Below are 22,639 nucleotides of genomic sequence, written 5' to 3' on the forward strand. Positions count from 1 at the left end.
GGCTTCTTTTTTTGTGCCTGTATAACTGTTTATAGAACGATGTTTATAAGTGCTTGTTACTACAGCAATATCTCATTTTTGGTCAAAATGTGTAAATTGTGATGCAGTAGTAACAGTTTCTTACCGACTTTGTTCTACTGAAAACGCCTAGTCCTGTTTTGTCACCATATTGGTGTGCTACTATAGCCCTCTCATTACTCGACTAAATTTACCTATGCTAGAAGTCTCAAATTTAACTGCTATTCGTGACGAAAGGGTTCTGTTTGAATCGTTATCTTTTCAATTGAAACCAGGAGAGTTGGTTCAAGTTGAAGGGCGTAACGGTACAGGAAAAACGACACTCCTTAGGATCATCACTGGTTTAGGTGATCGTGACGAAGGCACTATCTCTTGGGATGGTGAGTCTATTGAATCGAGTCGAGATGTTTATCATCAAAATTTACTTTTTCTTGGTCATCAAACAGGTGTAAAGCGCGAGCTTAGTGCCTATGAGAACCTCAGTTTCTATCAGTCAATTCATTGTGGCGGAACCAATAAGGAAGAGCTTTACCATGCGCTTGCTCAGGTTGGACTAGCTGGTAGAGAAGATGTGCCTGCTGGGCAGCTTTCTGCTGGTCAGCAGCGCCGTGTTGCCTTAGCTCGTCTTTGGTTGAGTAAGCAGATGTTGTGGATTCTCGACGAACCACTGACTGCGATTGACAAGCAGGGTGTTAAAGTTCTTGAATCGCTTTTTTCTCAGCATGCGGATAACGGTGGGATTGTACTACTCACAACGCACCAAGATATGTTTGCTGATAGCCCGAAACTAAGAAAAATAAAGTTGGGTGAGTAATATGATCTCTTCTATGACCACCATTATCCGACGTGAGCTACTTATCGCTTTTCGACGTCAGGCTGATATCTTTAACCCGTTGTGGTTCTTCATCATTGTTATCACGCTTTTCCCATTAAGTATCGGCCCTGAGCCAAACCTACTTGCACGTATTGCGGCGGGTATTGTTTGGGTTGCTGCTTTACTTTCTGCGTTACTGTCTCTTGAGCGTCTATTTCGCGATGATTTTCAAGATGGTGCCCTTGAACAGATGATGCTGATGCCCATCCCGTTGCAGTTGGTAGTATTGTCCAAGGTCATAGCACACTGGTTATTGACCGGGTTACCATTAATTTTAATTAGCCCATTGTTGGCTGTTTTGTTGTCATTGGATTTTGACACTTGGCTCTCTGTTGTGATGACTTTGCTTGTCGGAACGCCTGCCTTGAGCTTTATTGGGGCGATTGGTGTTGCTTTGACGGTTGGGTTGCAGAAGGGCGGGGTGTTACTGAGCCTGTTAATTTTGCCGCTATACATCCCTATTTTGATTTTCGCAACGTCAGCGATTGACGCTGCGGCGTTGGGCGTTGCCTACAATGGCCAACTAGCGATTCTCGGCGCCATGTTGATGGGCGCGATGACGCTAACGCCTTTTGCGATCAGTGCCGCACTTCGCGTGAGTGTGAACTGATAACGGTACCAGTATCGTATAGCTAAAGTGAACCAAAGTGTTCGATGAGACTCATAGAGTCAGCAAAACAGAAAGCAGAACAAATATATTATTATAATTATAGCTTTAGTAGCTGTAAGCAATATGAAGTAAGAGTGAGATTACAACATGTGGAAATGGCTCCATCCCTATGCCAAAGCAGAAACGTCATACCAGCTTGCTGGTAAACTTCTGCCGTGGTTCTCAATCCTAGCGCTATTGTGTCTATCCGTTGGTACGGTGTGGGGCCTCGCGTTCGCACCTTCTGATTATCAACAGGGTGATAGTTTCCGAATTATCTATATTCACGTTCCTTCTGCCATTTGGTCGATGGGCGTATACATGTCGATGGCTATTGCCGCGTTTATCGGTTTAGTATGGCAGGTAAGGCTTTCTGATATGGCTGCACTGGCGATGGCGCCGATTGGTGCTGTATTTACTTTCATTGCTCTGCTAACAGGCGCAGTTTGGGGTAAGCCAATGTGGGGCGCTTGGTGGGTTTGGGATGCACGCCTAACCTCAGAGCTGATTCTTCTATTCTTATATCTAGGTGTAATTGCACTTCACCACGCGTTTGATGACCAAAAAACAGCAGCAAAAGCGGCGGGTATTTTGGCTATCGTCGGCGTGATTAACCTCCCTATTATTCACTTCTCGGTAGAGTGGTGGAACACACTTCATCAAGGCGCGACGATCACTAAGTTCGCAAAACCTTCGATTTCAAGTGACATGCTATGGCCGCTTCTTCTCAACATCTTCGGTTTCGCTTTCTTCTTTGGCGCTTTGACCATGATTCGTTTCCGCAACGAAATCATCAGCAAAGAAAGTCATCGTCCATGGGTTCGCAAGCTTGCGGCTGATAAAGCGTAGTAGGGTAGGTATTTATGTATTTTGAATCTTTGAGTGATTTCTTTGCCATGGGCGGTTACGCGTCATACGTATGGAGTGCATTTGGAATCACATTTCTCTCGATGATCATCTTACTGGTGGTAAGCGTTCGTCGTGGTAAGCAATTACTAACTGAAGTACAAGCTAAGGTTGATCGCCAAGCTCGTATCGATGCAGCAAAAAATATGGAGAACACTCTATGAACCCAAGACGCAAAAAGAGGCTGGGCATTGTCTTAGCGATCTTTTTTGGTATCAGTGCAACTGTTGGATTAATGGTTTACGCACTTAACCAGAACATGGATCTGTTCTACACACCAACTGAGCTGGTAAACGGTAAAGATGGTAAAAAACCTGAGGTTGGCCAACGCCTACGTATTGGTGGCATGGTTGTCGTAGGCTCTGTAAGCCGTGACAACGAATCACTACGAGTAAGCTTTGATTTGGCAGATGTAGGTCCTAAAGTAACAATTTTATACGATGGTATCCTTCCTGATCTTTTCCGTGAAGGCCAAGGTATTGTTGCTCAAGGTGTCCTTAAAGATGCGACGACAATCGAAGCGTTTGAGGTGTTGGCAAAGCACGATGAAGAGTACATGCCTTCTGAAGTTGCGGAAGCAATGAAGAAAACACATGAGCCTTTGCAATACACGACTGAACAAAAAGAAGGAAATGCTCAATGATAGCCGAGATCGGCCATTTTGCGATGATCCTGTCCTTGGGACTTGCATTGCTGTTAAGCGTGCTCCCATTGTATGGAGCCGCTCGAAATAACACATTATTGATGAACAGCGCACGACCGTTGTCGTGGGGTATGTTCGGATTCTTAGCGATTTCGTTCTTTATCTTGTGTTACGCGTTTTACACAAATGATTTTACGATTCAATACGTTGCAAGCAACTCAAACAGCCAACTACCTTGGTACTACCGAATTACGGCCGTTTGGGGTGCACACGAAGGTTCATTACTGCTTTGGGTACTTATCCAAGCAGGTTGGACGGTAGCAGTAGCGACATTCAGCCGTGGTATGCCTCAAGAGTCTGTGGCTCGCGTATTGGCTATCATGGGTTTGATCACTGTCGGCTTCTTGCTGTTCATTATCGTAACGTCTAACCCATTCCTACGTACACTGCCTTTCTTCCCTGTTGATGGTCGTGACTTGAACCCGCTGTTGCAAGATCCGGGTTTGATTATTCACCCACCGATGCTTTACATGGGTTATGTAGGTTTCTCTGTTGCATTCTCTTTCGCGATTGCTTCTCTAATGAGTGGTCGTCTTGATACGGCATGGGCTCGTTGGTCTCGTCCTTGGACAATTGCAGCTTGGTTATTCCTAACGGTAGGTATCGCACTAGGTTCATGGTGGGCATACTACGAACTTGGCTGGGGTGGCTGGTGGTTCTGGGATCCAGTAGAAAACGCTTCATTTATGCCTTGGTTGGCTGGTACTGCACTGATGCACTCACTAGCGGTAACCGAAAAGCGTGGCACATTTAAAGCTTGGACAGTATTGCTGGCTATCTCTGCGTTCTCATTAAGCTTGTTGGGCACTTTCTTAGTTCGTTCAGGCATTCTGGTCTCGGTTCACGCGTTCGCGTCTGATCCGGCTCGTGGTATGTTCATCCTAGGTTTCCTAGTTTTTGTTATTGGTGGCTCACTATTACTGTTCGCAGTGAAAGGTGCATCAGTTCGTGTTCGTGGTAACTTCGATCTAGTCTCTCGTGAAAATGCGCTACTTGGTAACAACGTTCTTCTGATTGCAGCGCTAGTGGTTGTATTAGTAGGTACATTATTACCACTGGTTCACAAACAGTTAGGTCTGGGCTCGGTATCTATCGGTGCACCATTCTTCGACATGTTGTTCTTCTGGTTAATGATCCCGTTCTCGTTCCTATTGGGTATCGGTCCTCTTATCCGTTGGAAGCGTGACAATTTATCTAAGCTTGTTAAGCCGATGATTATTTCAGGCGTATTCTCGTTAGGCTTGAGTGCGCTAATGGTGACTCTGTTAGCTGACCGCTTTAGCGGTACTGCGTTTGCAGGCTGGGTAATGGCATTCTGGATCATCTTCATGCACGGTTTTGAACTGCATGAGCGTGCGACTCACCGTCATAGCTTTATGAAAGGTCTAACCAAGCTACCTCGTAGCCACTGGGCGATGGTATGTGGTCACATCGGTTTAGCCGTAACTGTAATTGGTATCGCAATGGTACAGAACTACAGTATTGAACGTGATGTTCGTCTGGCACCTGGCGAGAGCTACCAGCTTGAAGAGTACGACTTCCTATTCACAGGTGTTCGTGACAAAGATGGTCCAAACTACGATGGTTACATTGCTGATTTTGAAATCACAAAAGAAGGCAAGTACATCAATACGCTTCACGCAGAAAAACGCTTCTACACGACGGCTAAGTCTATGATGACAGAAGCGGCGATTGACCGTGGTGTAACGCGCGACCTTTACATCGCAATGGGTGAGCGTCTAGACGACAACAAATCTTGGGCTGTACGTATTTACTACAAACCATTTGTACGTTGGATCTGGGCCGGTTCTTTGATCATGTCTCTTGGTGGCGCTATCGCTATCAGTGACCGTCGTTACCGTTTCCGTAAGCCAACCAAAAAGTCGGCTCAAGAGCAGGAGGCTTAACTCGAATGAACAAAAAGATTTTATTCATTCCATTGATTGCGTTCATGGTTCTAGCGGGAATCTTTGCAACGCAATTGGTGCGTAACCAGTCGGGCGATGACCCGACTAAACTTGAATCGGTATTGATTGGTAAGCCAGTGCCTGAGTTTGATCTCGAAGACTTAGAGCAACCGGGTAAGCTGCATGACCAAGCGATCTTTAAAGGTGAGCCACTGCTTCTTAACGTGTGGGCGACTTGGTGTCCTACTTGTTATGCAGAGCACTCTTACCTGAATAAGTTGGCTGATAAGGGCGTTAAGATTATTGGTCTTAACTACAAAGATGATCGCAACAAAGCGGTTGGTTGGTTAAAAGAGCTAGGTAACCCGTATCTAATCAGTCTTTTTGATGGCAACGGCATGTTAGGTCTAGATCTTGGTGTGTATGGCGCTCCAGAAACTTTCCTAATCGACGCTAATGGTGTGGTTCGCTATCGCCATGTGGGTGATGTAAATCCAACGAACTGGGCATCGACGCTTGAGCCGATGTACAACGACCTGTTGGAGGAAGCGAAATGATTAAGAAGGCACTGATTACTCTATTCGCTACGTTTGCAATATCAGCGACGGTTTCTGCCGCGCCAATCGAATTTCATGAATTTGATACTGTAGATCAAGAGCAACAGTTTAAAGAGCTGAGCAATACGCTGCGTTGTCCTAAGTGTCAGAACAACACTATTGGTGACTCGAATGCAGAACTTGCGGTCGACCTGCGCCAAAAAGTGTATGAGATGACCAAAGATGGTAAGTCGAAGCAAGACATCATTGATTATATGATTGCTCGCTACGGTAACTTCGTTACTTACAATCCGCCATTAACACTTGCGACGTCGATCCTTTGGGTCGGTCCATTTGCAGTGGTTGTGTTTGGATTTGGTTTGATTATTTTACGAAGCAGAAAGTCAAAATCGAAAGCAGCAACAGAGTCAGATCAAGACTGGGATGCAGATAAAGAAGCACGTTTAAAAGCGTTACTCGATGAAGAGAACGACGGAGATAAACAGTAATGACTCTATTTTGGATTTCTACCATTATCCTTTCGCTAGCAGCAATCTTGTTGATTGTTCTGCCTTTCATTAATAAAAAGGCAAACAATGACGATGTGCTTCGTGATGAGCTGAATAAAGCATTCTATAAAGACCGTCTCGATGAGCTAGAAGTAGAAGCTGAAGAAGGCCTTGTTGATAACCAACAGGAGCTGATCGCTGATCTGAAACAGTCTCTACTTGATGACGTTCCGGCTAAGCAAGAGATGAAGAAAACTCACATCTCAACAGTGGGTGTTGTTGTACCCTCTATCATTCTTGTTGTGGTCGTTACTTACGGTATGTACTTCAAGTTTGGTGCGCTAGACAAAGTTCAACATTGGCAAGAAGTGAGTTCTAATCTTCCTGAGTTGTCTAAAAAGCTAATGTCTTCAGAAGGCGGCACGTTAACGGACGACGAACTAGAAGATTTGACGTTAGCACTGCGTACGCGCTTGCACTACCAACCTAAAGATTCAACGGGTTGGCTGCTGCTAGGTCGCATTGCTCTGGCTAATCGTGATGCACAAACTGCGATTGATGCGATGGAACGTGCTTATAAGCTAGAGCCTAAGGACGAAGATGTTCAACTTGGCTTTGCACAAGCACTGATGTTATCGCCAGATGAGGCAGAGCAAAACCAAGCTCGTCTACTTCTAAGCCGTTTGGTTCAAAACGATTACGTAGACCTTCGTGTGTTCTCACTACTTGCTTTTGATGCATTTGAGCGTCAAGACTACCCAAGTGCGGTTAAGTACTGGAGTATCATGCAACAGATGATCGGCCCACAAGACAGCCGTTATGAAATGCTTTCTCGCAGCATCGAAAGTGCTCAGAAGAAAATGGGTGACGCGATGGGTGTTGACCAAGGCAAGAGTGTTGCAGTAACGCTTGATCTAGCTGCTGATGTGAATGCTGATCCCAATGCAGTGTTGGTAGTTTCGGTACACCGAGCAGATGGTTCGCCAATGCCAGTTGCTGCGGCTCGCTACCCATTGGGTTCTTTCCCTCGTACTGTTGTACTTGATGACGGTAATAGCATGATGCAAGGTCAACAGTTGTCTAGTCTTGAAACTCTGATGGTTAGGGCTAGGCTTGATACAGATGGTAACGTTTCAACTCGCGATGGTGATTGGTACGGTGAGAGTGAAGTGGTTGAATTGGGTGAACCTGTGACCATTAATATCAATAAGCAATATTAATCATCATTTTGCATAGGTGTTAGCTATTCCGATTTATAAACAAACGGTATAGACTTACGCAAACAATTGAGGCCAGCGATTGCTGGCCTTTTTTATTATTCCTTATGGAAAAGGTGATATGTCTATCAGTGTTTTAAGACTCTCAAGTTTACTCTTTATCGCAAGCTTAACGGTGGGCTGTTCTAGCGCGCCAGATGATAGCAATAATGATAATCTCGAAACCTCTGAATACGTCGAAGAATCCCACCCGAATGATCCTTTTGAAGGTTTCAACCGTGCGATGTGGGATATCAACTACGAATATTTAGATCCTTATTTGGTTCGCCCTGTTTCTCTCGCTTATGTTGACTACACCCCTGTGCCAGTGCGTTCTGGTATCTCCAACTTTTTAGCCAACTTAGACGAACCATCAAGCATGGTGAATAACCTCATCATGGGTAATGGTGAGAAAGCGCTCGACCACTTTAACCGGTTTTGGATTAACTCGACTTTTGGTCTGTTAGGCTTAATCGATATTGCCAGTGAAGCAGGAATCACCAAATACGATGACAAGTCTTTCTCTGATGCAATTGGTCATTACGGAGTAGGGAATGGTCCGTACTTTATGGTGCCAGGTTATGGTCCTTTAACGACACGTGAAGTGACTGAAACCGTTGATGGCCTGTATGTTCCTCTGTCTTTCCTGAACTTTTGGGCGAGCTTAGGTAAATGGGCTTTCGAAGGTATGGAAACACGTGCTCAGTTAGTTTCGCAAGAAGCGCTGCTGAACGATTCTCCAGACCCATACGCGCTAACACGTGATGTCTACATCCAACGTCGTGACTTTAAAGCTGAGATTGAGCCAGAAGAAGTGGATCTCGAAGAAGAAGATTTCATCGATGGTTATCTAGAAGATTACTAGAAACACGATTTAGGAAACCGATAAAAGAAAGGCTCGATGTTGAAAACAACATCGAGCCTTTTTATTGCTTATTACTTTAGGTTAAGTCAAAAAGATTAGAAGCGGTAGTTAGCTTGTACACCAATTAGCCAGATGCTACCAGTCACTTCACCTTCGAAGCTGCCACCAAACATATCAGCACCACCGAAGCCTGGGTCTGTTTCATGCATTTTAGCGTCTTTCGCTAGAATGTAAGTGAAGCCAGCGTCTAGTGTTAGTTGCTCAGACCATTGGTAACCTGCACCAATACTTAACCAAGTACGGTCTGTTTCTGGAATCGTTGCTGTGCGGTGTTCTTCGCTTACTGCTGATGTATCGTAAGCAATACCAGAACGTAGAGCCAACTTAGGTGTCATTTGGTATGTAGTACCAATCGCAAAGCGGTAGTTGTCTTCCCAGTTTTCTTGCTTGATTTCTACACTATTTTCACCTGGGAAATCAGCAACAAGCTCCTTAAAGCTACTCCAGTTTGTCCAGTTAATGCTCGCATGAACTGCTACTTTATTTGTTAATTGATGGAAGCTAGCAAGTTCAGCTGTTGCTGGAAGAGCAAGATCCATCGAGCCATTTTTGTGGGCTGTTGGGTTTGCTTGGTTAAAGCCGAAGCCTTTCGCGTAACCTTCTAGCGTTAGGTCTACCTCTGACTTATAGGTGAAACCTAGGCGGTTACTTTCATTGATTTGCCACGCTGTACCAACTTGCCAGCCCCACGCTGCGTCATCGCCTTCCATGTATTTTAAAGCTGTACCTTGAGGAAGAGGAACTAGAGAGTTTGCAGTAGATACCGCACCAAAGCTACCTTCAGCCATGATGTAACGAATGCCACCACCAATAGATACGCTTTCAAGTACTTGGTACGCTGCGTTTAGGTTTAGCTCCATTGTAGTAACGCTTGCTTCGTTACCATGGTTTGCGCCACCGAAGTCTTTACCTAGGTCTGTTTCCATGCCGTAGTTAGTGCCGGCAGCAAAGCCCAACGCGAACTTGTCGTTGTACTTATGAGAAACATAAAAGTTTGGGATTACTGCACTGTGCGCAAAATCGCTAGAATTTGACGAAGTAGATTGTCCCATCATTGACGTAGAAGTACCGTCGATATCAATGTTCGGGTCAACATAGATAGCACCAACAGAAACCTGAGTACCTTCTAGGTAAGTCAGCATTGCAGGGTTGCGCCATTGTGCGTCTGCACCATCAGCCATTGCTGCTTCACCAGCGTATGCGCGGCCCAGGCCTGTTGCTGAGTATTCTGCTAGTTGAAAGCCTGCAGCTTGAGTCACAGTAGAAGTTGAAAGTAGTCCAACTGCCACTGCAGTAGATAGAAGAGTCTTATTCATTTTCATTATTATGTTCGCTGAATCATAAGTATTTAGTGGCGTGATTCTACTTTTAGAGTCATTACTTTAAAAATGAAATTCGAATAAAACAGTGTTTTAGGGATTAAATGATCAAATGTGACTGATTATTAGGTAAATAGTCTGAATGTTTCGACTGTGTTGCGAAGTTTGAGCGTACACTTGTAGCTATATATGTGCCGTGCAGGCTACAGTTGTAAGCTTAAATGGATGCAAGTCAGTAGTTTAGGCAATAAAAAAGGGTCGCATAAAGCGACCCTTCGGGATTTATAACCTAGCTTATATTAGAAGCTGCGGCTGTATTGTAGACCTAGTAGGATTGCATCTGCACGAGTTGTTGCGCTGATAGATGTAACGCCTAAGCTCTCGTTTACGTTGTCTACGTCTTCACCTAGTAGGTAAGTAAAGCCAAAGTCTACGTTAGATGCTGTATCGATGTGGTAAGTAAAACCTGCAGAGAACCATTGACGGTCAGAATCTGGAACAGAAACTGATTTTAGGTCATCTTGCGCAGCGATGTCGTACATGTAACCAGCACGTAGATCCCAGTTGTTGTTTAGGTAGTACGTAGTACCGACTGAGATGTGTCCCGCATTTTTCCACTCGTATGCTGAGTCAGGAAGAGCACTTGCCGCACCACCAAATTCAATTTTATCGAATGCTTTCCAACCTACCCATTGTAGAGAGTAGTGTACTGCGAACTTAGTATCTTCTAGCTTGTGGAAACCAGAGAATTCAGCCATATCTGGTAGAGGAAGAACGATTTCTTGTCCTTTGTCATCTTTAGCTGTGATTTCTGGGCTGTAACGGTAAGACAAGCCGAAACGGTTATTTTCATCTAGCTCATAAACCGTACCGATGTTGAAGCCAACACCCCAACCATCTGCTTCATCGATATCAACAATACTTCTACCATTTAGCGCGTTTAAGCCTCCAGTAATACCACCATCAGCTGCAGGCGGAAGAACTGGGCCTGTATAAGTTGTGTTACTAAATGAACGTTTCAGAGTACCTTTACCATAAATTAGGTCAAGGCCAGCACCAAAGCTCCATTGCTCATTTAAACGGTATGAACCAGCTAAGCCAAAGTTAAGGCTCATGATATCTGTTTCGCCGCCGTATTCTGAAGCTACGAAATCATCACCAAAATCTGTAGAAGTACCAAAGTTTGAATATGCGTTCACACCCCAAGCAAATTTTTCATTTACTGGAACGATAAGGTGGATATTTGGTGCTACAGATGTGCCGCCAGCATCATCGTAATTTGAAGACTGTGTACCAGTCGTTGGTCCTGCTGCGCCAATGCCATTCACTGAAGTATAAGTAGCGTTCTTAACTTTGATATCAGTAGTGATTGTCTCAAAACCAAGAGATAGCTCAGTTTTGTCAAATAGTGCCATTGCTGCAGGGTTACGTGCCATTACTGACGCGTTATCTGCGATTACTGCATCACCAGCGAAAGCACGGCCAAGGCCAGTAGCTGATTGTGCGTTAAGTTGGAAACCTGCTGCCATCGCTTGCGAAGACGCCAGTGTAATTGTTACTGCTAAAAGAGACTTTTTAAACAGACGCGTGTTGTTGGTAGTCATTCATTTATTCCTTTATATATCCGCCTCTACAGGGCGATTAATTTGAGCAATTGCTCAATGGTGGCTGATCCTATTCGCAAGTATACGATATACAAATCCGACCATTGGAAAATTTGAGTGGAAAATTATGGAAATGACGCCTATCTGGCACGAAAATGGTGCGAAATGCTGTTTTTTAGAGTTTTAACTCTAGAGTTATTGGTTTTGTGAATGGATTGGTGTTTTATTTATAAATAAAGCCCAGCAATATCAAGAGTATATTGCTGGGCCTTTTATTGAGGGGCTTTGAGAGTTGATTAGCTCATCGGTTTGATCATTTTCGTCAGCTTTTCTGAGATTTTAGACACATCCTCGCCATTCTCACCGACGAGTATCAAACTGCTGTTATCAATCGGCATTACCGAACCTGACATCCCTTTTTCGTCAAAGTCGACCGGTTTGTCTGTCGGGATGCTAGTTAGAAATAGCGTAACTTTGCCTTTTTCACCCTGGAATACCATGTGCACTGCGTTAGACTTCCCAAAACCACAATGGTTCAGGTAATAGACGTGGTATGGGAAAGCTTCATCAAACTGAAAAGCAAATGGGTTCATTTTTGCATTGATTTGCTGTGATGTAACTTGTTCATCGATGGTGCTCACAAAGCTCTTTTCATCGATAACATGTTTCATCGCCGTATCAACCAAGCTCGCTTGCGCTGGAGACACTAATGCATTTCCCCAGTTTACTTGGCCAACTAATAGACCAGCAACAAATGCTACGGAAGCGGCCATTGCCATTGCACGTCTAGCAAAAGTAGGGCGTACTACTTTGCTCTCTTCGCTTGAGGTTTGATTGAACAGAATGCGATCGGCAAGATCGTCTGGCACGTCTACATTCATTGCAGAGTGGATCTGTTTATCAAGCGATAGTACGTCATCTAAAAAGTTACTGTTGGCTTCGCTATTTGCGGTTGCATCAACAATATCTTGTGTACGCTGTTTAGGTTCCGACAATACACGACGACGAAATTCTAAATCATCCATTATGTTGCCCCCTCTCTGCTTCTTCTGTATCCAGCATCTCTTTCAATTGATTTCGAGCTCTGAATAAACGTGTCATCACCGTGTTTTTGTTGAGATCGAGAATGTCCGCGATCTCGTCACCACTAAAACCACCAATCACTTGTAAGAAGAGAGGTTCACGGTAATCAATTTCAAGTTTCATGATCTGGACTTGCAACCATTGGTGTTGATGGTGCGGGTCATCACTGACACTAGCATCATTACCATGATCGTCGATATCAACCAGATCAAACTGTTTGCGTTCAAAACGTCGAGCATTCTCGCGGCGTAAGATAGTAATCAGCCAAGATTTTGCGGCTTTTTCATCTTGTAGGCTATCGAGTGATTTCCAAGCGCGCAGGCAAGTTTCTTGCACTAAATCTTCGGCAATGCTTTTGTCTTTGCATAACCAATAGGCGTAGCGAAAGAGGTCACGGTGATAGGCACGTACGAGTGCTTCGTATTTTCTTTGTTTGTCCATATCAGAGTTGACCGGACGCTTGGCTTTTTTCTTTCCAAACATTTTTATTATTGACACACGAGCCTCCATAATTGCTCTGCGTATAGCTGTCCTCTATACGTTGTGCTTCGTTTATAGTCTGTTTCGTCTTTAGAGCGAACGGCGGCTGGAATTCGTAAAATCACATTAAAATTGATCTACTTCAAAATCTAAGACCCTGAAAAAGTTATAGTACACCTTGTCGTCTAGTTAGTCATTCGTGGCTAGCATGTTGAGCAAGACGACACTTCCTTTTGAAGGCTGACTTTACTTTCTCCTAATCAGGAAACTGATTATTTTCAATTGGCGTCAAGTTAATTGCTTTATACACATTCCGACCACACAGCTTTGTGTGGTTTTTTTTTGCCTCGAGAAAACCAATCTCCTACACCGCTATAACAGTCTTTGCTTACAATAGTTTAGTCTCTTACGACAACCTTTCACCCAAAAAGGTTCGCCTGAATGTGCAGTTATATTTTCAAACAGTGAGATACTCGTATCACGTTTATTTAAACGCTCGTTTGATTTAATTAACAACTTCTTTACAATGCTTCAGGTCAGACCTCTTAACTTTAAGGAGAAACCATGGGCAAACAGGAAGTCAAAACGCGTTCTGGAGAACGTGTTGCCGTTGTCGCTGGATTACGAACCCCATTCGCTCGTCAGAGCACAGAATTTAGCCAAGTGCCTGCGGTCGACTTAGGCAAAATGGTTGTGAGTGAAATGCTCGCAAGAACTGATGTCGATCCTGCGCTAATCGAACAAGTCGTGTTCGGCCAAGTTGTTCAGATGCCAGAAGCACCAAACATCGCGCGTGAAATCGTGTTGGGTACCGGTATGGATATCAATACCGATGCTTACAGTGTGACTCGAGCGTGTGCGACCAGCTTTCAAGCAGCAGTCAACGTGACCGAAAGCATTATGGCTGGCACGATTGATGTCGGTATTGCTGGTGGTGCGGATTCTTCTTCTGTATTGCCTATTGGCGTTTCCAAAAAGCTAGCTGCAAATTTATTAGCACTGAGCAAAACCAAAACCATGGGCCAAAAACTGAAAATTCTCAAAACACTTTCAGTAAAAGATTTGATGCCAGTTCCGCCTGCGGTTGCTGAATACTCGACTGGTTTATCGATGGGCCAAACCGCTGAGCAGATGGCAAAGACACACGGTATTACTCGTGAAGCTCAAGATGCGCTTGCTCACCGTTCTCACTCTTTGGCTTCTCAAGCATGGAAAGAAGGCAAGATTAAAGACGAAGTAATGACGGCATTTCCGGCACCGTACAAAAAGTACCTCGCGGAAGATAATAATATTCGTCATGACTCTACGGTCGAAGGTTACGCCAAGCTTCGTCCTGCATTCGATAGAAAATACGGCAGTGTGACCGCTGCGAATGCAACGCCGCTAACTGATGGCGGTGCAGCTGTGATGTTGATGCGCGAAGGCAAAGCGAAAGAGCTAGGCTTAGAAGTACTGGGTTATATTCGTGGCTATGCGTTCTCAGCGATTGGTGTTGAAACGGATATGCTGATGGGACCAACGTACGCGACCTCGCAAGTATTGAAAAACACTGGCTTAGAGCTATCGGACCTTACGCTTATCGAGATGCATGAAGCATTTGCAGCTCAAGTTCTAGCGAATGTGAAAATGTTTGCCAGCGATGAGTTCGCACAGAAGAACCTTGGCCGTGATAAAGCGATCGGTGAGATTGATATGGATAAGTTCAACGTGTTGGGCAGTTCAATTGCTTACGGCCACCCGTTCGCAGCAACTGGTGCGCGTATGATGACTCAAACATTACGTGAATTAAAACGTCGCGGTGGCGGCTTAGCACTGAATACAGCATGTGCTGCTGGTGGTTTAGGTGCAGCAATGATCTTGGAGGTAGAATAATGTCTACGACTCTTGATGCAACAACAGAAAAAGAAGCAGTCACTAACGCGGAGTCGACTCCAGTGACTGAAGCACCGAAAAAGAAAGCGACCGCATTCTCTCTTAACATCGACGACCAAGACATTGCTTGGTTAGCGATTGATGTTCCAGGCGAGAAAATGAACACGCTACAAGCGGCTTTTGCTGAAGAGATGAAAGCGATCTTTGAGCAGCTAAAAGAGAAGCAAAGCCGCGTTAAAGGGCTAATTGTTCATTCTCTTAAGCCTGATAACTTTATTGCTGGCGCTGATGTTCGAATGCTTGATGCGTGTAAAACCGCTGATGAAGCACAATCTCTAGCACGTCAAGGTCAAGAGATGTTCCAAGCATTGTCTGATCTTCCTTACCCAGTTGTTGCGGCAATTCATGGTCCGTGTCTTGGTGGCGGTTTAGAGCTCGCACTAGCGTGTGACTACCGTGTGTGTACCGATTCAGATAAGACGCGCCTTGGTCTACCTGAAGTTCAGCTAGGTTTACTACCAGGTTCTGGTGGCACACAACGCCTGCCTCGTTTAATTGGTTTGCTACCGTCACTCGACCTGATTCTTACTGGTAAGCAGCTGCGTGCTAAAAAAGCGAAATCACTTGGCGTTGTGGATGCTTGTGTCCCAGATACCATTTTGCTTGAAGTAGCGAAAAGCTATGTTGAAAAGAATACGGGTAGTAAAAAAGGTAAGCGCCTTGCTTCTAAGAGCCAAGCTTCGACTAAAGAGAAGCTGATCTCTCGTAACAGCCTTGGTCGTAAAGTGATTTTCGAACAAGCTGCGAAGAAGACCAATCAGAAAACTCGTGGTAACTACCCAGCAGCTGACGCGATTCTCGATGTCATTCGTTATGGTCTAGAAAATGGCTTTGAAAAAGGTCTTCAGTACGAAGCGAAGCGTTTCTCTGAGTTAGTAATGACTTCTGAGTCAAAAGCACTTCGCTCTATCTTCTTTGCAACCACAGAAATGAAGAAAGAACACGGCGCAGATGCAGAACCAAAAGCGGTTAAGCGTGTTGGTGTGTTAGGCGGCGGACTTATGGGCGCAGGTATTAGCCATGTGAGTGTAGCTAAAGCAAAAGTACCGGTTCGTATTAAAGATGTATCAAATGATGGTGTCCTAAACGCGCTTAACTACAACTACAAGTTATTCGATAAGCAGCGCAAACGTCGTATTCTGAGCCGTGCAGGTCTTGAAAGTAAGATGCTTCAGCTTTCTGGTGGTATCGACTTTACAAGCTTCAACCACACAGACGTTGTGATCGAAGCGGTGTTTGAAGATCTTGACCTTAAGCAGTCAATGGTTGCAGACATTGAACAAAATGCGAAGCCAGAGACTATCTTCGCGACGAATACTTCATCACTGCCAATCCATAAGATTGCAGAGAAGGCACAGCGACCAGAAAACGTGGTCGGTCTTCACTACTTTAGCCCTGCAGAAAAAATGCCGCTAGTTGAGGTTATCCCTCATGAAACAACGTCAGAAGATACTATCTCGACGGTAGTAGCATTAGCGAAGAAACAAGGCAAAACACCAATTGTTGTAAAAGACACGGCAGGTTTCTATGTGAACCGTATTCTTGCTCCGTACATGAATGAAGCGGCACATCTGCTACTCGCGAATGAGCCGATTGAAAAACTGGATAGTGCTTTATTGGATTTCGGCTTCCCAGTTGGCCCAATTACCTTGCTAGATGAGGTGGGTGTGGATATCGGTGCTAAGATCATCCCGATTCTAGTGAATGAATTAGGTGACCGTTTCCAAGGTCCTGATGTGTTCGATATTCTTCTGAATGACAATCGCAAAGGTCGTAAGAGTGGTAAAGGCTTCTACACCTACAAAGGTAAGAAGAAGGAAGTCGATAAGTCAGTTTATAAGCTGCTTAAGTTACAACCTGAGCCTAAGCTAAGTGATAACGACATCGCAATGCGTTGCGTGTTACCTATGCTGAACGAAGCGGTTCGTTGTCTAGATGATGGCATTATCCGTAGTCCTCGTGATGGTGATATTGGTGCTATTTTCGGTATCGGTTTCCCTCCATTCCTGGGCGGTCCGTTCCGTTACATGGACCAAATTGGTATTAAGTCACTGGTTGAGATGATGAATGATTTTGCTGTGAAGTACGGTGACCGTTTCGCACCATGTGATGGCCTACTGACACGAGCTGGTTTGGATGAGTCTTTTTACAAGTAACTCTCTAGTACGCTAATTATTGAGCCCGTATCAAGCAGTTGATGCGGGCTTTTTTGTTTTATTAATGATTGTGAAAAGAGTGAGATTACCGACTCTGTCATTCTTTCTTCTCAGGAATGACGGGGGAATTATGTGTTCTGTTTGGTAGAGCTGGTCGGTATGGGAGATTCCCGACTCGGTCGTCCCTCCTTGTCGGGAATGACGGAGAGTGATGTGTTGTGTCAGGTAGTGTTGGTCGGTGTGGGAGATTCTCGATTCAGTTGTTTCTCCTTCTTGGGAACTAGAAATGAGAGGTTGAGATTAAGCTATTGGTGTTCATTGGATAAACGTGCCTCAATCAAAACTAACGTCATCTCCTAAAGCGACGAAGGAGCGTAATAGGAGGTCTGCTTTTGACTTTGCCTAATAAAAAAGGTTGATGCCTTCACATCAACCTTTTAATTTTCTAACACGCTTATTAGCCAAGCTCGGTATCTTTCGGGCGCAACTGGAACTCATCAATAGAACCAATCTCGACACCTGCAGATAGCTTACCTTCCTCGCTATGAGCGTTGCCGTGAGCGTGCATAATCAGTCGGTTAGCAGTACGTGGCTTAAGCTGACTAACCACAAAACGCATCATGTCTGAACGAGTGAGCCCTTTGAGCTCTTCTAGTACTTGCTCTCTCTGATTGAACTCCAAGTCCTTATTGCCTATCGCGACCCATAAGCGCTGAGCTCTTCCACGCAATGTGGTATCAGGTGTTGAGATTTGATTCCAAAGGCCTCGCTTACTGCTGTGCCATTGGTAGTCGTTTAACTCTAATAAGACCATATAAAAGGCGTTGAGAAACTCATCGATGGAGACCAGCAAATCAGCAGGGGCTGCATTCGGCGATTGCACATAAAGCACAATCCCAGGGTGTCGATTGAGTGGCATGTTGCCGGTACCAACCATGTAGCCCAGTTGCTGCTTGGTGCGTATTTCATGGAAAAACGTCGCGGACATCAAATGGTTGGCTAACGAATATAGCGCAATATTCTTTGGCGAAATATCAGGGCATTGATAATAAACCACGATCGCTGAATCATCTTGATTGCAGACTACTTCACGCTGGAAGCTACCGTTTTCACCCAGCATGATCAGTGGACGTAGCGATTCTTCATAAGCCTGATCTTGAACTCGTAGGGCATCCTTGAGTGTTTCAGCCATTTTGTGAGCGTCTGCTTGTCGCCAATCACCATACACAAACATCTCAACATGAAGCTCAGCTAAAATGGATTGAACAAATGAAGATAGTTCATCGACTTCAATCGTCTCGAGCGCTTCAATGAGCACCGCATAAGGTGGGTTGTTGGGCTGTAAAATACCCGTCATCGCGTTAAACAGTTGCGAAATTGGGCGGTCTTGCGACGCATTATTCCAGTTTCTGAGAAGTTGATGCTTAATGGTTTCAAAGCGTGTTGGACTAAAGTCGCGTGCCTGAAAGCGCTCTAGGATCATATTGAGCAGTTGTGGTTGCTTTTCGCTGAATCCAGAGAGTGTCAGTGTGACGCCACCTTGATGGGTGTACATGTTGTAACCCATGCCCGCGATTTCAGCTTGATAGGTCTCTTTTTCAAGAGAATCTAAGAACATCTCAACACATAAGCGTGTTTTTACGATGTTTCTTGGGCTGGCTACTGAGTGTGGGCTATCGATGGCGATATACACCACACCCTTAGGAACTCGAAACTGGTGATCCTGCAGGTGCCATAACTTAAAACCATCTAGCTCTTGCAATAGCTGTGGATATTGAGCGTCACCTTCAAGTTCTGCTGGGTCTAAGTCGTAGCAAATAAACGGGTTTTTACCGGGTAGCTCAAACTGCCAACCGGGATTAATACAGGTGAAGCGTTGAACTTGCTCAGACGTAAAAGGAGTAACCGAGTAGGGCGTAAAGTACCATTTTGCCTCTCTGTCATACTCAAAGCCTTTGGCAATAATGGTGGCACGCATATTGTCGACGGTTAAGTAAGGAAGCAGTGAACGTTGGAGATCTTCGTCGAAATGCGACATTTTATAGTCGCCATACACCACATCTTGCTCTTGATAGTGCTGCATGTTGATAACCAAATGGCTGACGACATCAAGCGGTCTTGCGGGCTCTTGAAAACGGAAAGCGGATTCTAAAACGGCACGTTTTTCAAGGTAACGCCACTCTTCAATCCCTTGTTGTTCAATCAACTTGATATATTGAAATACCGCTTGGATGATGTGGTCTGTTTTGGTTAGGCCTTCGATAGTTAGTGAGCAACTCACCGTGAAATCGCGGTAGTTACTGCCGCTTGCGCCACCGCCAGCAGAGAGTGATGTTATCCAGCCTTTCTCTTTGAGCTGCATCATCAAACTGCCTTCTCCTTCGTAACCTAATAGGTGTGCGAAGAATGACAGCGGTTTGACACCGTAGTGTTCATCCATGCTCGGCATAGGAAAGGTTAAGGTAAGTTTGCGGACATCCTTAATCGGTTCTACATGTACCTGAACTCCAGTACTCAATTCGCCAACAATGGGCACCTGGACCTTTTTGCCCTGAAGGTTGTGATTGGGGATTGAGCTGAAGCGCTCCTCAACCCAGCTTTGCATCTCATCTAATGATTGATTGCCGGACAGTGTCAGGGTCATTAGGTCAGCGGAGTACTGTTGCTGATGGAATGTGAGAATTTCTTCGCGAATAGTAACGCCATTTCTGTCACCTAACGTATCGATATTACCGACAGAAAACTTCGAGAATGGGTGGTTGTGATTAACCAACTCTTTGGTAACTTGGTATAGGCGTCGCGCATCATCGTTGAGTTTCATCTTGTACTCAGAATCAACGGCTTGGCGTTCTTTATCTAGTGCTTCTTCGTTAAATAGAGGGGCGGTAAAGAATTGGCTAAAGCGATCTAGAGCGGACTCGAAGGCATTCAATTCGACGTCAAAAAAGAAGCAGGTGTGCTCTGTTCCGGTCCAAGCATTGTTACTGCCACCATGTTGGCTGATAAAACTCTGAAACTCTCCGACCTTTGGATACTTTTCAGTTCCTAGAAATAGCATATGCTCTAGGTAATGCGCTAAACCTTCTCGGTCGGCAGGATCATCAAAGTGCCCGACATTAACGGCGAGTGCAGCTGCAGCTTTTTGAGCACAATGGTCTTGAACCAAAAGCACTCGCAATCCGTTATGTAAGGTGAAGTAACGGTATTGATGTTCATCGTTGGGGCTTAAATGCACTGGAGCATCTCCAAAGAAGGTGGTTTTTAAATTATGTACCCGATGGTTCGGCGTGCAAACCTTGTGATCATATTTTGGGATATGAAGTGCTTTTTTGGCGACTTCTAAATCACTTTTATCGATTTTTATCAGTGATTTATTTTCTTTTAACAAGATTGTTAAGAAAGTCGAACTCTTTAGCAAGTGACTTGATATAATTATTTATATAGACTGCGGCTCCCTCTGGATTGAGGGCCAAACGCTAAGTAGCGTATCGCTGATATGGGATATATCGACTTTCGAAATGTTACGTAGACAGGACAGAACATGAAAATATTCATAATGCGCCACGGTGAAGCAGAGCATTTTGCTAACTCGGACGCAGAACGAGCGTTAACTAGGCGCGGTAAAATGGCTTCTCTTGCGGTGGCTCAAGCTGCAAATGAGCAGGGCATTAGCCAGTTTGATAAAGTGCTTGTGAGCCCATACTTGAGGGCGCAAGAAACGTGGTTAGAGATATCTCAGGCGTTTTCTGGAACGAAAGTGGAAACCTGTGATGACATCACGCCTTATGGAATGTCTGACGATGTGTTTGATTTGACCTTGGCAATGGCTGAAGTAGAAAAGCTAGAGACCATTTTATTTGTTTCTCATTTACCTCTAGTGGGCTATTTAACAGCAGAATTTGCTACCGGTATGGCGCCGCCGATGTTCCCAACATCAGGTTTAGCGTGTATTGAATTCGACCTTGAGACACAAAAAGGCGAGCTGCTGTGGAACATCAACCCATAACTTAGGGTTTGAGAGAACATAGAGCGACAGCCAGAATAGAAAAGGGCACCTCAGTAATTGAGGTGCCCTTTGTTATTTGGTGTGATGTGCTTACGACTCGTTCTATTTCTCTGGGATAGAGAGCAACACTAACAGTGCACCATTGCCGCCAAATTCAAGAGGTGCTTGGTGAAAAGCCATTACATCTGGATGTTGAGCCAGCCACAAAGGCACTTTCTCTTTTAAGATGTGCTTACCGATGCCGTGTTGAACGCAGGCACACGCGACACCTTCTTTCACACAATGTGCGATCATGGCGCCAAGCTCGCGTTTGGCTTCTTGCTGCGTCATGCCGTGCATATCCAGATAGACGTCTGGTACATAGACACCACGACGAAGTCGTTTCACTTCATACTTGGAGACATCGTCACGCGCATAGCGTGTTGGACCCTCTTCGCTAAGGTGCGGAATGAACTCATCTGAGAAATAAAACTCGCTGTCACTGGCTTGTCTTGCCGTTCGAGTAATTTCTTTTTGTTTGGCATTTCTTTTTGGCTGCTGGATTATGGTATCCTGTTGCAACTTTTTAACGCCCTTTACTGCATCGCTGAACAGGGCGAAATCGTCATCGAAATCGGTGTCTTTTTTGCTCATCAGGTTATGAATTCTAATTTGAAACGTAATTAGCAGTATTGTAGCGCTTTTCGGAGACAATTTTGGATAAGATTTTTGTAGAAGAAGCGGTATCAGAACTACACACGCTTCAAGATGTGATTCGTTGGACTGTTAGCCGCTTCAATGCAGCGGGCCTATTTTATGGTCACGGCACTGATAATGCGTGGGATGAGGCGGTACAACTTATTTTACCAACTCTTTATCTGCCGATTGATGTTCCTTCACATGTATTGAACTCTCGTCTAACGAGCAGCGAACGTCTACGCATTGTTGAGCGTGTAATCAAGCGTATCAATGATCGTACACCAACGGCTTACCTAACGAACAAAGCTTGGTTCTGTGGTCTTGAGTTCTTCGTTGATGAGCGTGTTCTTGTGCCTCGCTCTCCAATTGGTGAGCTTATTGAAGCTCAATTCCAACCTTGGTTAACTGAAGAGCCGACTCGCATCATGGACCTTTGTACGGGCAGTGGCTGTATTGCTATCGCTTGTGCACACGCATTCCCTGAAGCAGAAGTTGACGCAATTGACATCTCTACTGATGCATTGCAAGTTGCAGAGCAGAACGTTCAAGATCACGGCATGGAGCAACAAGTGTTCCCAATCCGTTCTGATCTGTTCCGTGATCTGCCAAAAGAGAAATACAACCTGATCGTATCTAACCCACCATACGTGGATGAGGAAGATATGAACAGCCTGCCAGATGAGTTCACTCACGAGCCAGAACTTGGCCTAGCTGCAGGTACTGATGGCCTGAAACTGGTTCGCCGCATCCTAGCTAACGCGCCAGATTACCTAACTGACGATGGTATTCTTATCTGTGAAGTAGGTAACTCAATGGTTCACATGATGGATCAGTACCCAGAGATTCCATTCACTTGGATTGAATTCTCTAATGGTGGTCACGGTGTATTCATGATCACTCGTGAGCAGCTTGTTGCTTGCGCTGATGAGTTCTCTATCTACAAAGACTAATTAGCCCAATGATTGAATCAAAGCCGCACTGAACAGTGCGGCTTTTTTGTTTTTGGCGAGTCATACTTAGTTTGCCTTTATCTTTGAATAATGGTTTTACTATTTTTTATCAGGCTAGAATATTACGCTGCTCGTTTAGCGATTTTAT

At 44.8% G+C, this 22,639-nt stretch carries 20 protein-coding genes; 14 read left to right on the forward strand and 6 right to left on the reverse strand.

The features are described 5' to 3' along the window. The first annotated feature begins 214 nt into the window (after positions 1 to 214). From ccmA to OH460_RS04365, 10 genes are all read left to right on the forward strand, one after another. Entirely contained in the window at positions 215 to 832 is a 618-nt protein-coding gene (ccmA, locus tag OH460_RS04320) for a cytochrome c biogenesis heme-transporting ATPase CcmA (RefSeq protein WP_102424046.1), read from the forward strand. A gap of 1 nt (position 833) precedes the next feature. Continuing rightward, a complete protein-coding gene (ccmB, locus tag OH460_RS04325; RefSeq protein WP_004739878.1) occupies positions 834 to 1,502 on the forward strand; it encodes a heme exporter protein CcmB in 669 nt (222 codons plus the stop codon). 147 nt (positions 1,503 to 1,649) lie between these two features. Further along, positions 1,650 to 2,390: a heme ABC transporter permease gene (locus tag OH460_RS04330; protein WP_004739880.1), complete on the forward strand. Its 741-nt coding sequence runs from the start codon at positions 1,650 to 1,652 to the stop codon at positions 2,388 to 2,390. A 14-nt stretch (positions 2,391 to 2,404) separates the two neighbouring features. After that, on the forward strand, positions 2,405 to 2,611 hold the full coding sequence (gene ccmD / locus OH460_RS04335; protein WP_008218322.1) for a heme exporter protein CcmD: 207 nt from the start codon (positions 2,405 to 2,407) through the stop codon (positions 2,609 to 2,611). Beyond that, positions 2,608 to 3,090 carry a cytochrome c maturation protein CcmE gene (gene ccmE / locus OH460_RS04340; RefSeq protein WP_008218324.1) on the forward strand — a complete coding sequence of 161 codons (483 nt, stop codon included), beginning with the start codon at positions 2,608 to 2,610 and terminating at the stop codon, positions 3,088 to 3,090. Before ccmD ends, ccmE begins: the two co-directional genes overlap by 4 nt. Continuing rightward, positions 3,087 to 5,057: a heme lyase CcmF/NrfE family subunit gene (locus tag OH460_RS04345; RefSeq protein WP_008218325.1), complete on the forward strand. Its 1,971-nt coding sequence runs from the start codon at positions 3,087 to 3,089 to the stop codon at positions 5,055 to 5,057. Before ccmE ends, OH460_RS04345 begins: the two co-directional genes overlap by 4 nt. A 5-nt stretch (positions 5,058 to 5,062) precedes the next feature. Beyond that, complete coding sequence (locus OH460_RS04350; protein WP_008218327.1) at positions 5,063 to 5,614, forward strand: DsbE family thiol:disulfide interchange protein; 552 nt, start codon at positions 5,063 to 5,065, stop codon at positions 5,612 to 5,614. Beyond that, complete coding sequence (locus OH460_RS04355; protein WP_105059172.1) at positions 5,611 to 6,102, forward strand: cytochrome c-type biogenesis protein; 492 nt, start codon at positions 5,611 to 5,613, stop codon at positions 6,100 to 6,102. Before OH460_RS04350 ends, OH460_RS04355 begins: the two co-directional genes overlap by 4 nt. After that, positions 6,102 to 7,322, forward strand: a complete 1,221-nt coding sequence (gene ccmI, locus OH460_RS04360; RefSeq protein ID WP_269995422.1) for a c-type cytochrome biogenesis protein CcmI — start codon at positions 6,102 to 6,104, stop codon at positions 7,320 to 7,322. Before OH460_RS04355 ends, ccmI begins: the two co-directional genes overlap by 1 nt. 118 nt (positions 7,323 to 7,440) lie before the next feature. After that, positions 7,441 to 8,223: an MlaA family lipoprotein gene (locus OH460_RS04365; RefSeq protein WP_269995425.1), complete on the forward strand. Its 783-nt coding sequence runs from the start codon at positions 7,441 to 7,443 to the stop codon at positions 8,221 to 8,223. 95 nt (positions 8,224 to 8,318) lie between these two features. Here the strand turns inward: OH460_RS04365 and OH460_RS04370 are convergent, their stop codons facing one another. From OH460_RS04370 to OH460_RS04385, 4 genes are all read right to left on the reverse strand, one after another. Then, positions 8,319 to 9,605 (reverse strand): outer membrane protein transport protein, encoded by a 1,287-nt coding sequence (locus OH460_RS04370; protein ID WP_269995427.1) that lies wholly within the window; start codon positions 9,603 to 9,605, stop codon positions 8,319 to 8,321. Between the two features lie 296 nt (positions 9,606 to 9,901). Then, a complete protein-coding gene (locus OH460_RS04375; RefSeq protein ID WP_269995429.1) occupies positions 9,902 to 11,206 on the reverse strand; it encodes an outer membrane protein transport protein in 1,305 nt (434 codons plus the stop codon). 296 nt (positions 11,207 to 11,502) lie between these two features. Beyond that, complete coding sequence (locus OH460_RS04380) at positions 11,503 to 12,231, reverse strand: DUF3379 domain-containing protein (protein WP_061033678.1); 729 nt, start codon at positions 12,229 to 12,231, stop codon at positions 11,503 to 11,505. Continuing rightward, positions 12,224 to 12,772, reverse strand: coding sequence for a sigma-70 family RNA polymerase sigma factor (locus OH460_RS04385; protein ID WP_004739895.1), 549 nt, complete (start codon positions 12,770 to 12,772; stop codon positions 12,224 to 12,226). Before OH460_RS04385 ends, OH460_RS04380 begins: the two co-directional genes overlap by 8 nt. 561 nt (positions 12,773 to 13,333) lie before the next feature. Here OH460_RS04385 and fadI point away from each other — a divergent pair. Both fadI and fadJ read left to right on the forward strand, forming a co-directional pair. Further along, positions 13,334 to 14,641 (forward strand): acetyl-CoA C-acyltransferase FadI, encoded by a 1,308-nt coding sequence (gene fadI, locus OH460_RS04390; protein ID WP_019824831.1) that lies wholly within the window; start codon positions 13,334 to 13,336, stop codon positions 14,639 to 14,641. Then, on the forward strand, positions 14,641 to 16,857 hold the full coding sequence (gene fadJ / locus OH460_RS04395; protein ID WP_269995434.1) for a fatty acid oxidation complex subunit alpha FadJ: 2,217 nt from the start codon (positions 14,641 to 14,643) through the stop codon (positions 16,855 to 16,857). Before fadI ends, fadJ begins: the two co-directional genes overlap by 1 nt. A gap of 457 nt (positions 16,858 to 17,314) precedes the next feature. On the opposite strand, the gene OH460_RS04400 is transcribed toward fadJ, so the two are convergent. Further along, positions 17,315 to 20,092: an insulinase family protein gene (locus tag OH460_RS04400; protein ID WP_269995436.1), complete on the reverse strand. Its 2,778-nt coding sequence runs from the start codon at positions 20,090 to 20,092 to the stop codon at positions 17,315 to 17,317. 306 nt (positions 20,093 to 20,398) lie between these two features. On the opposite strand from OH460_RS04400, the gene sixA reads away from it, so the two are divergent. Further along, a complete protein-coding gene (gene sixA / locus OH460_RS04405; protein WP_269995438.1) occupies positions 20,399 to 20,863 on the forward strand; it encodes a phosphohistidine phosphatase SixA in 465 nt (154 codons plus the stop codon). A 102-nt stretch (positions 20,864 to 20,965) separates the two neighbouring features. On the opposite strand, the gene smrB is transcribed toward sixA, so the two are convergent. Further along, positions 20,966 to 21,496, reverse strand: a complete 531-nt coding sequence (gene smrB / locus OH460_RS04410) for an endonuclease SmrB (RefSeq protein WP_061033674.1) — start codon at positions 21,494 to 21,496, stop codon at positions 20,966 to 20,968. Between the two features lie 62 nt (positions 21,497 to 21,558). Here smrB and prmB point away from each other — a divergent pair, with 62 nt between their 5' ends. After that, entirely contained in the window at positions 21,559 to 22,491 is a 933-nt protein-coding gene (gene prmB, locus OH460_RS04415; RefSeq protein WP_008218350.1) for a 50S ribosomal protein L3 N(5)-glutamine methyltransferase, read from the forward strand. Positions 22,492 to 22,639 lie beyond the last annotated feature (148 nt).

The organism is Vibrio sp. Makdt (genome assembly GCF_027587015.1).
Taxonomy (GTDB): domain Bacteria; phylum Pseudomonadota; class Gammaproteobacteria; order Enterobacterales; family Vibrionaceae; genus Vibrio; species Vibrio chagasii_B.

Coding starts and splice junctions, on each gene's coding strand:
- OH460_RS04375 (WP_269995429.1), bottom strand. CDS start 11,206: ATGACTACCAACAACACGCGTCTGTTTAAAAAGTCTCTTTTAGCAGTA.
- OH460_RS04355 (WP_105059172.1), top strand. CDS start 5,611: ATGATTAAGAAGGCACTGATTACTCTATTCGCTACGTTTGCAATATCA.
- ccmD (WP_008218322.1), top strand. CDS start 2,405: ATGTATTTTGAATCTTTGAGTGATTTCTTTGCCATGGGCGGTTACGCG.
- OH460_RS04365 (WP_269995425.1), top strand. CDS start 7,441: ATGTCTATCAGTGTTTTAAGACTCTCAAGTTTACTCTTTATCGCAAGC.
- OH460_RS04380 (WP_061033678.1), bottom strand. CDS start 12,231: ATGGATGATTTAGAATTTCGTCGTCGTGTATTGTCGGAACCTAAACAG.
- smrB (WP_061033674.1), bottom strand. CDS start 21,496: ATGAGCAAAAAAGACACCGATTTCGATGACGATTTCGCCCTGTTCAGC.
- OH460_RS04370 (WP_269995427.1), bottom strand. CDS start 9,605: ATGAAAATGAATAAGACTCTTCTATCTACTGCAGTGGCAGTTGGACTA.
- ccmB (WP_004739878.1), top strand. CDS start 834: ATGATCTCTTCTATGACCACCATTATCCGACGTGAGCTACTTATCGCT.
- OH460_RS04330 (WP_004739880.1), top strand. CDS start 1,650: ATGTGGAAATGGCTCCATCCCTATGCCAAAGCAGAAACGTCATACCAG.
- OH460_RS04385 (WP_004739895.1), bottom strand. CDS start 12,772: ATGTTTGGAAAGAAAAAAGCCAAGCGTCCGGTCAACTCTGATATGGAC.
- ccmI (WP_269995422.1), top strand. CDS start 6,102: ATGACTCTATTTTGGATTTCTACCATTATCCTTTCGCTAGCAGCAATC.
- OH460_RS04350 (WP_008218327.1), top strand. CDS start 5,063: ATGAACAAAAAGATTTTATTCATTCCATTGATTGCGTTCATGGTTCTA.
- ccmE (WP_008218324.1), top strand. CDS start 2,608: ATGAACCCAAGACGCAAAAAGAGGCTGGGCATTGTCTTAGCGATCTTT.
- fadI (WP_019824831.1), top strand. CDS start 13,334: ATGGGCAAACAGGAAGTCAAAACGCGTTCTGGAGAACGTGTTGCCGTT.
- sixA (WP_269995438.1), top strand. CDS start 20,399: ATGAAAATATTCATAATGCGCCACGGTGAAGCAGAGCATTTTGCTAAC.
- fadJ (WP_269995434.1), top strand. CDS start 14,641: ATGTCTACGACTCTTGATGCAACAACAGAAAAAGAAGCAGTCACTAAC.
- ccmA (WP_102424046.1), top strand. CDS start 215: ATGCTAGAAGTCTCAAATTTAACTGCTATTCGTGACGAAAGGGTTCTG.
- OH460_RS04345 (WP_008218325.1), top strand. CDS start 3,087: ATGATAGCCGAGATCGGCCATTTTGCGATGATCCTGTCCTTGGGACTT.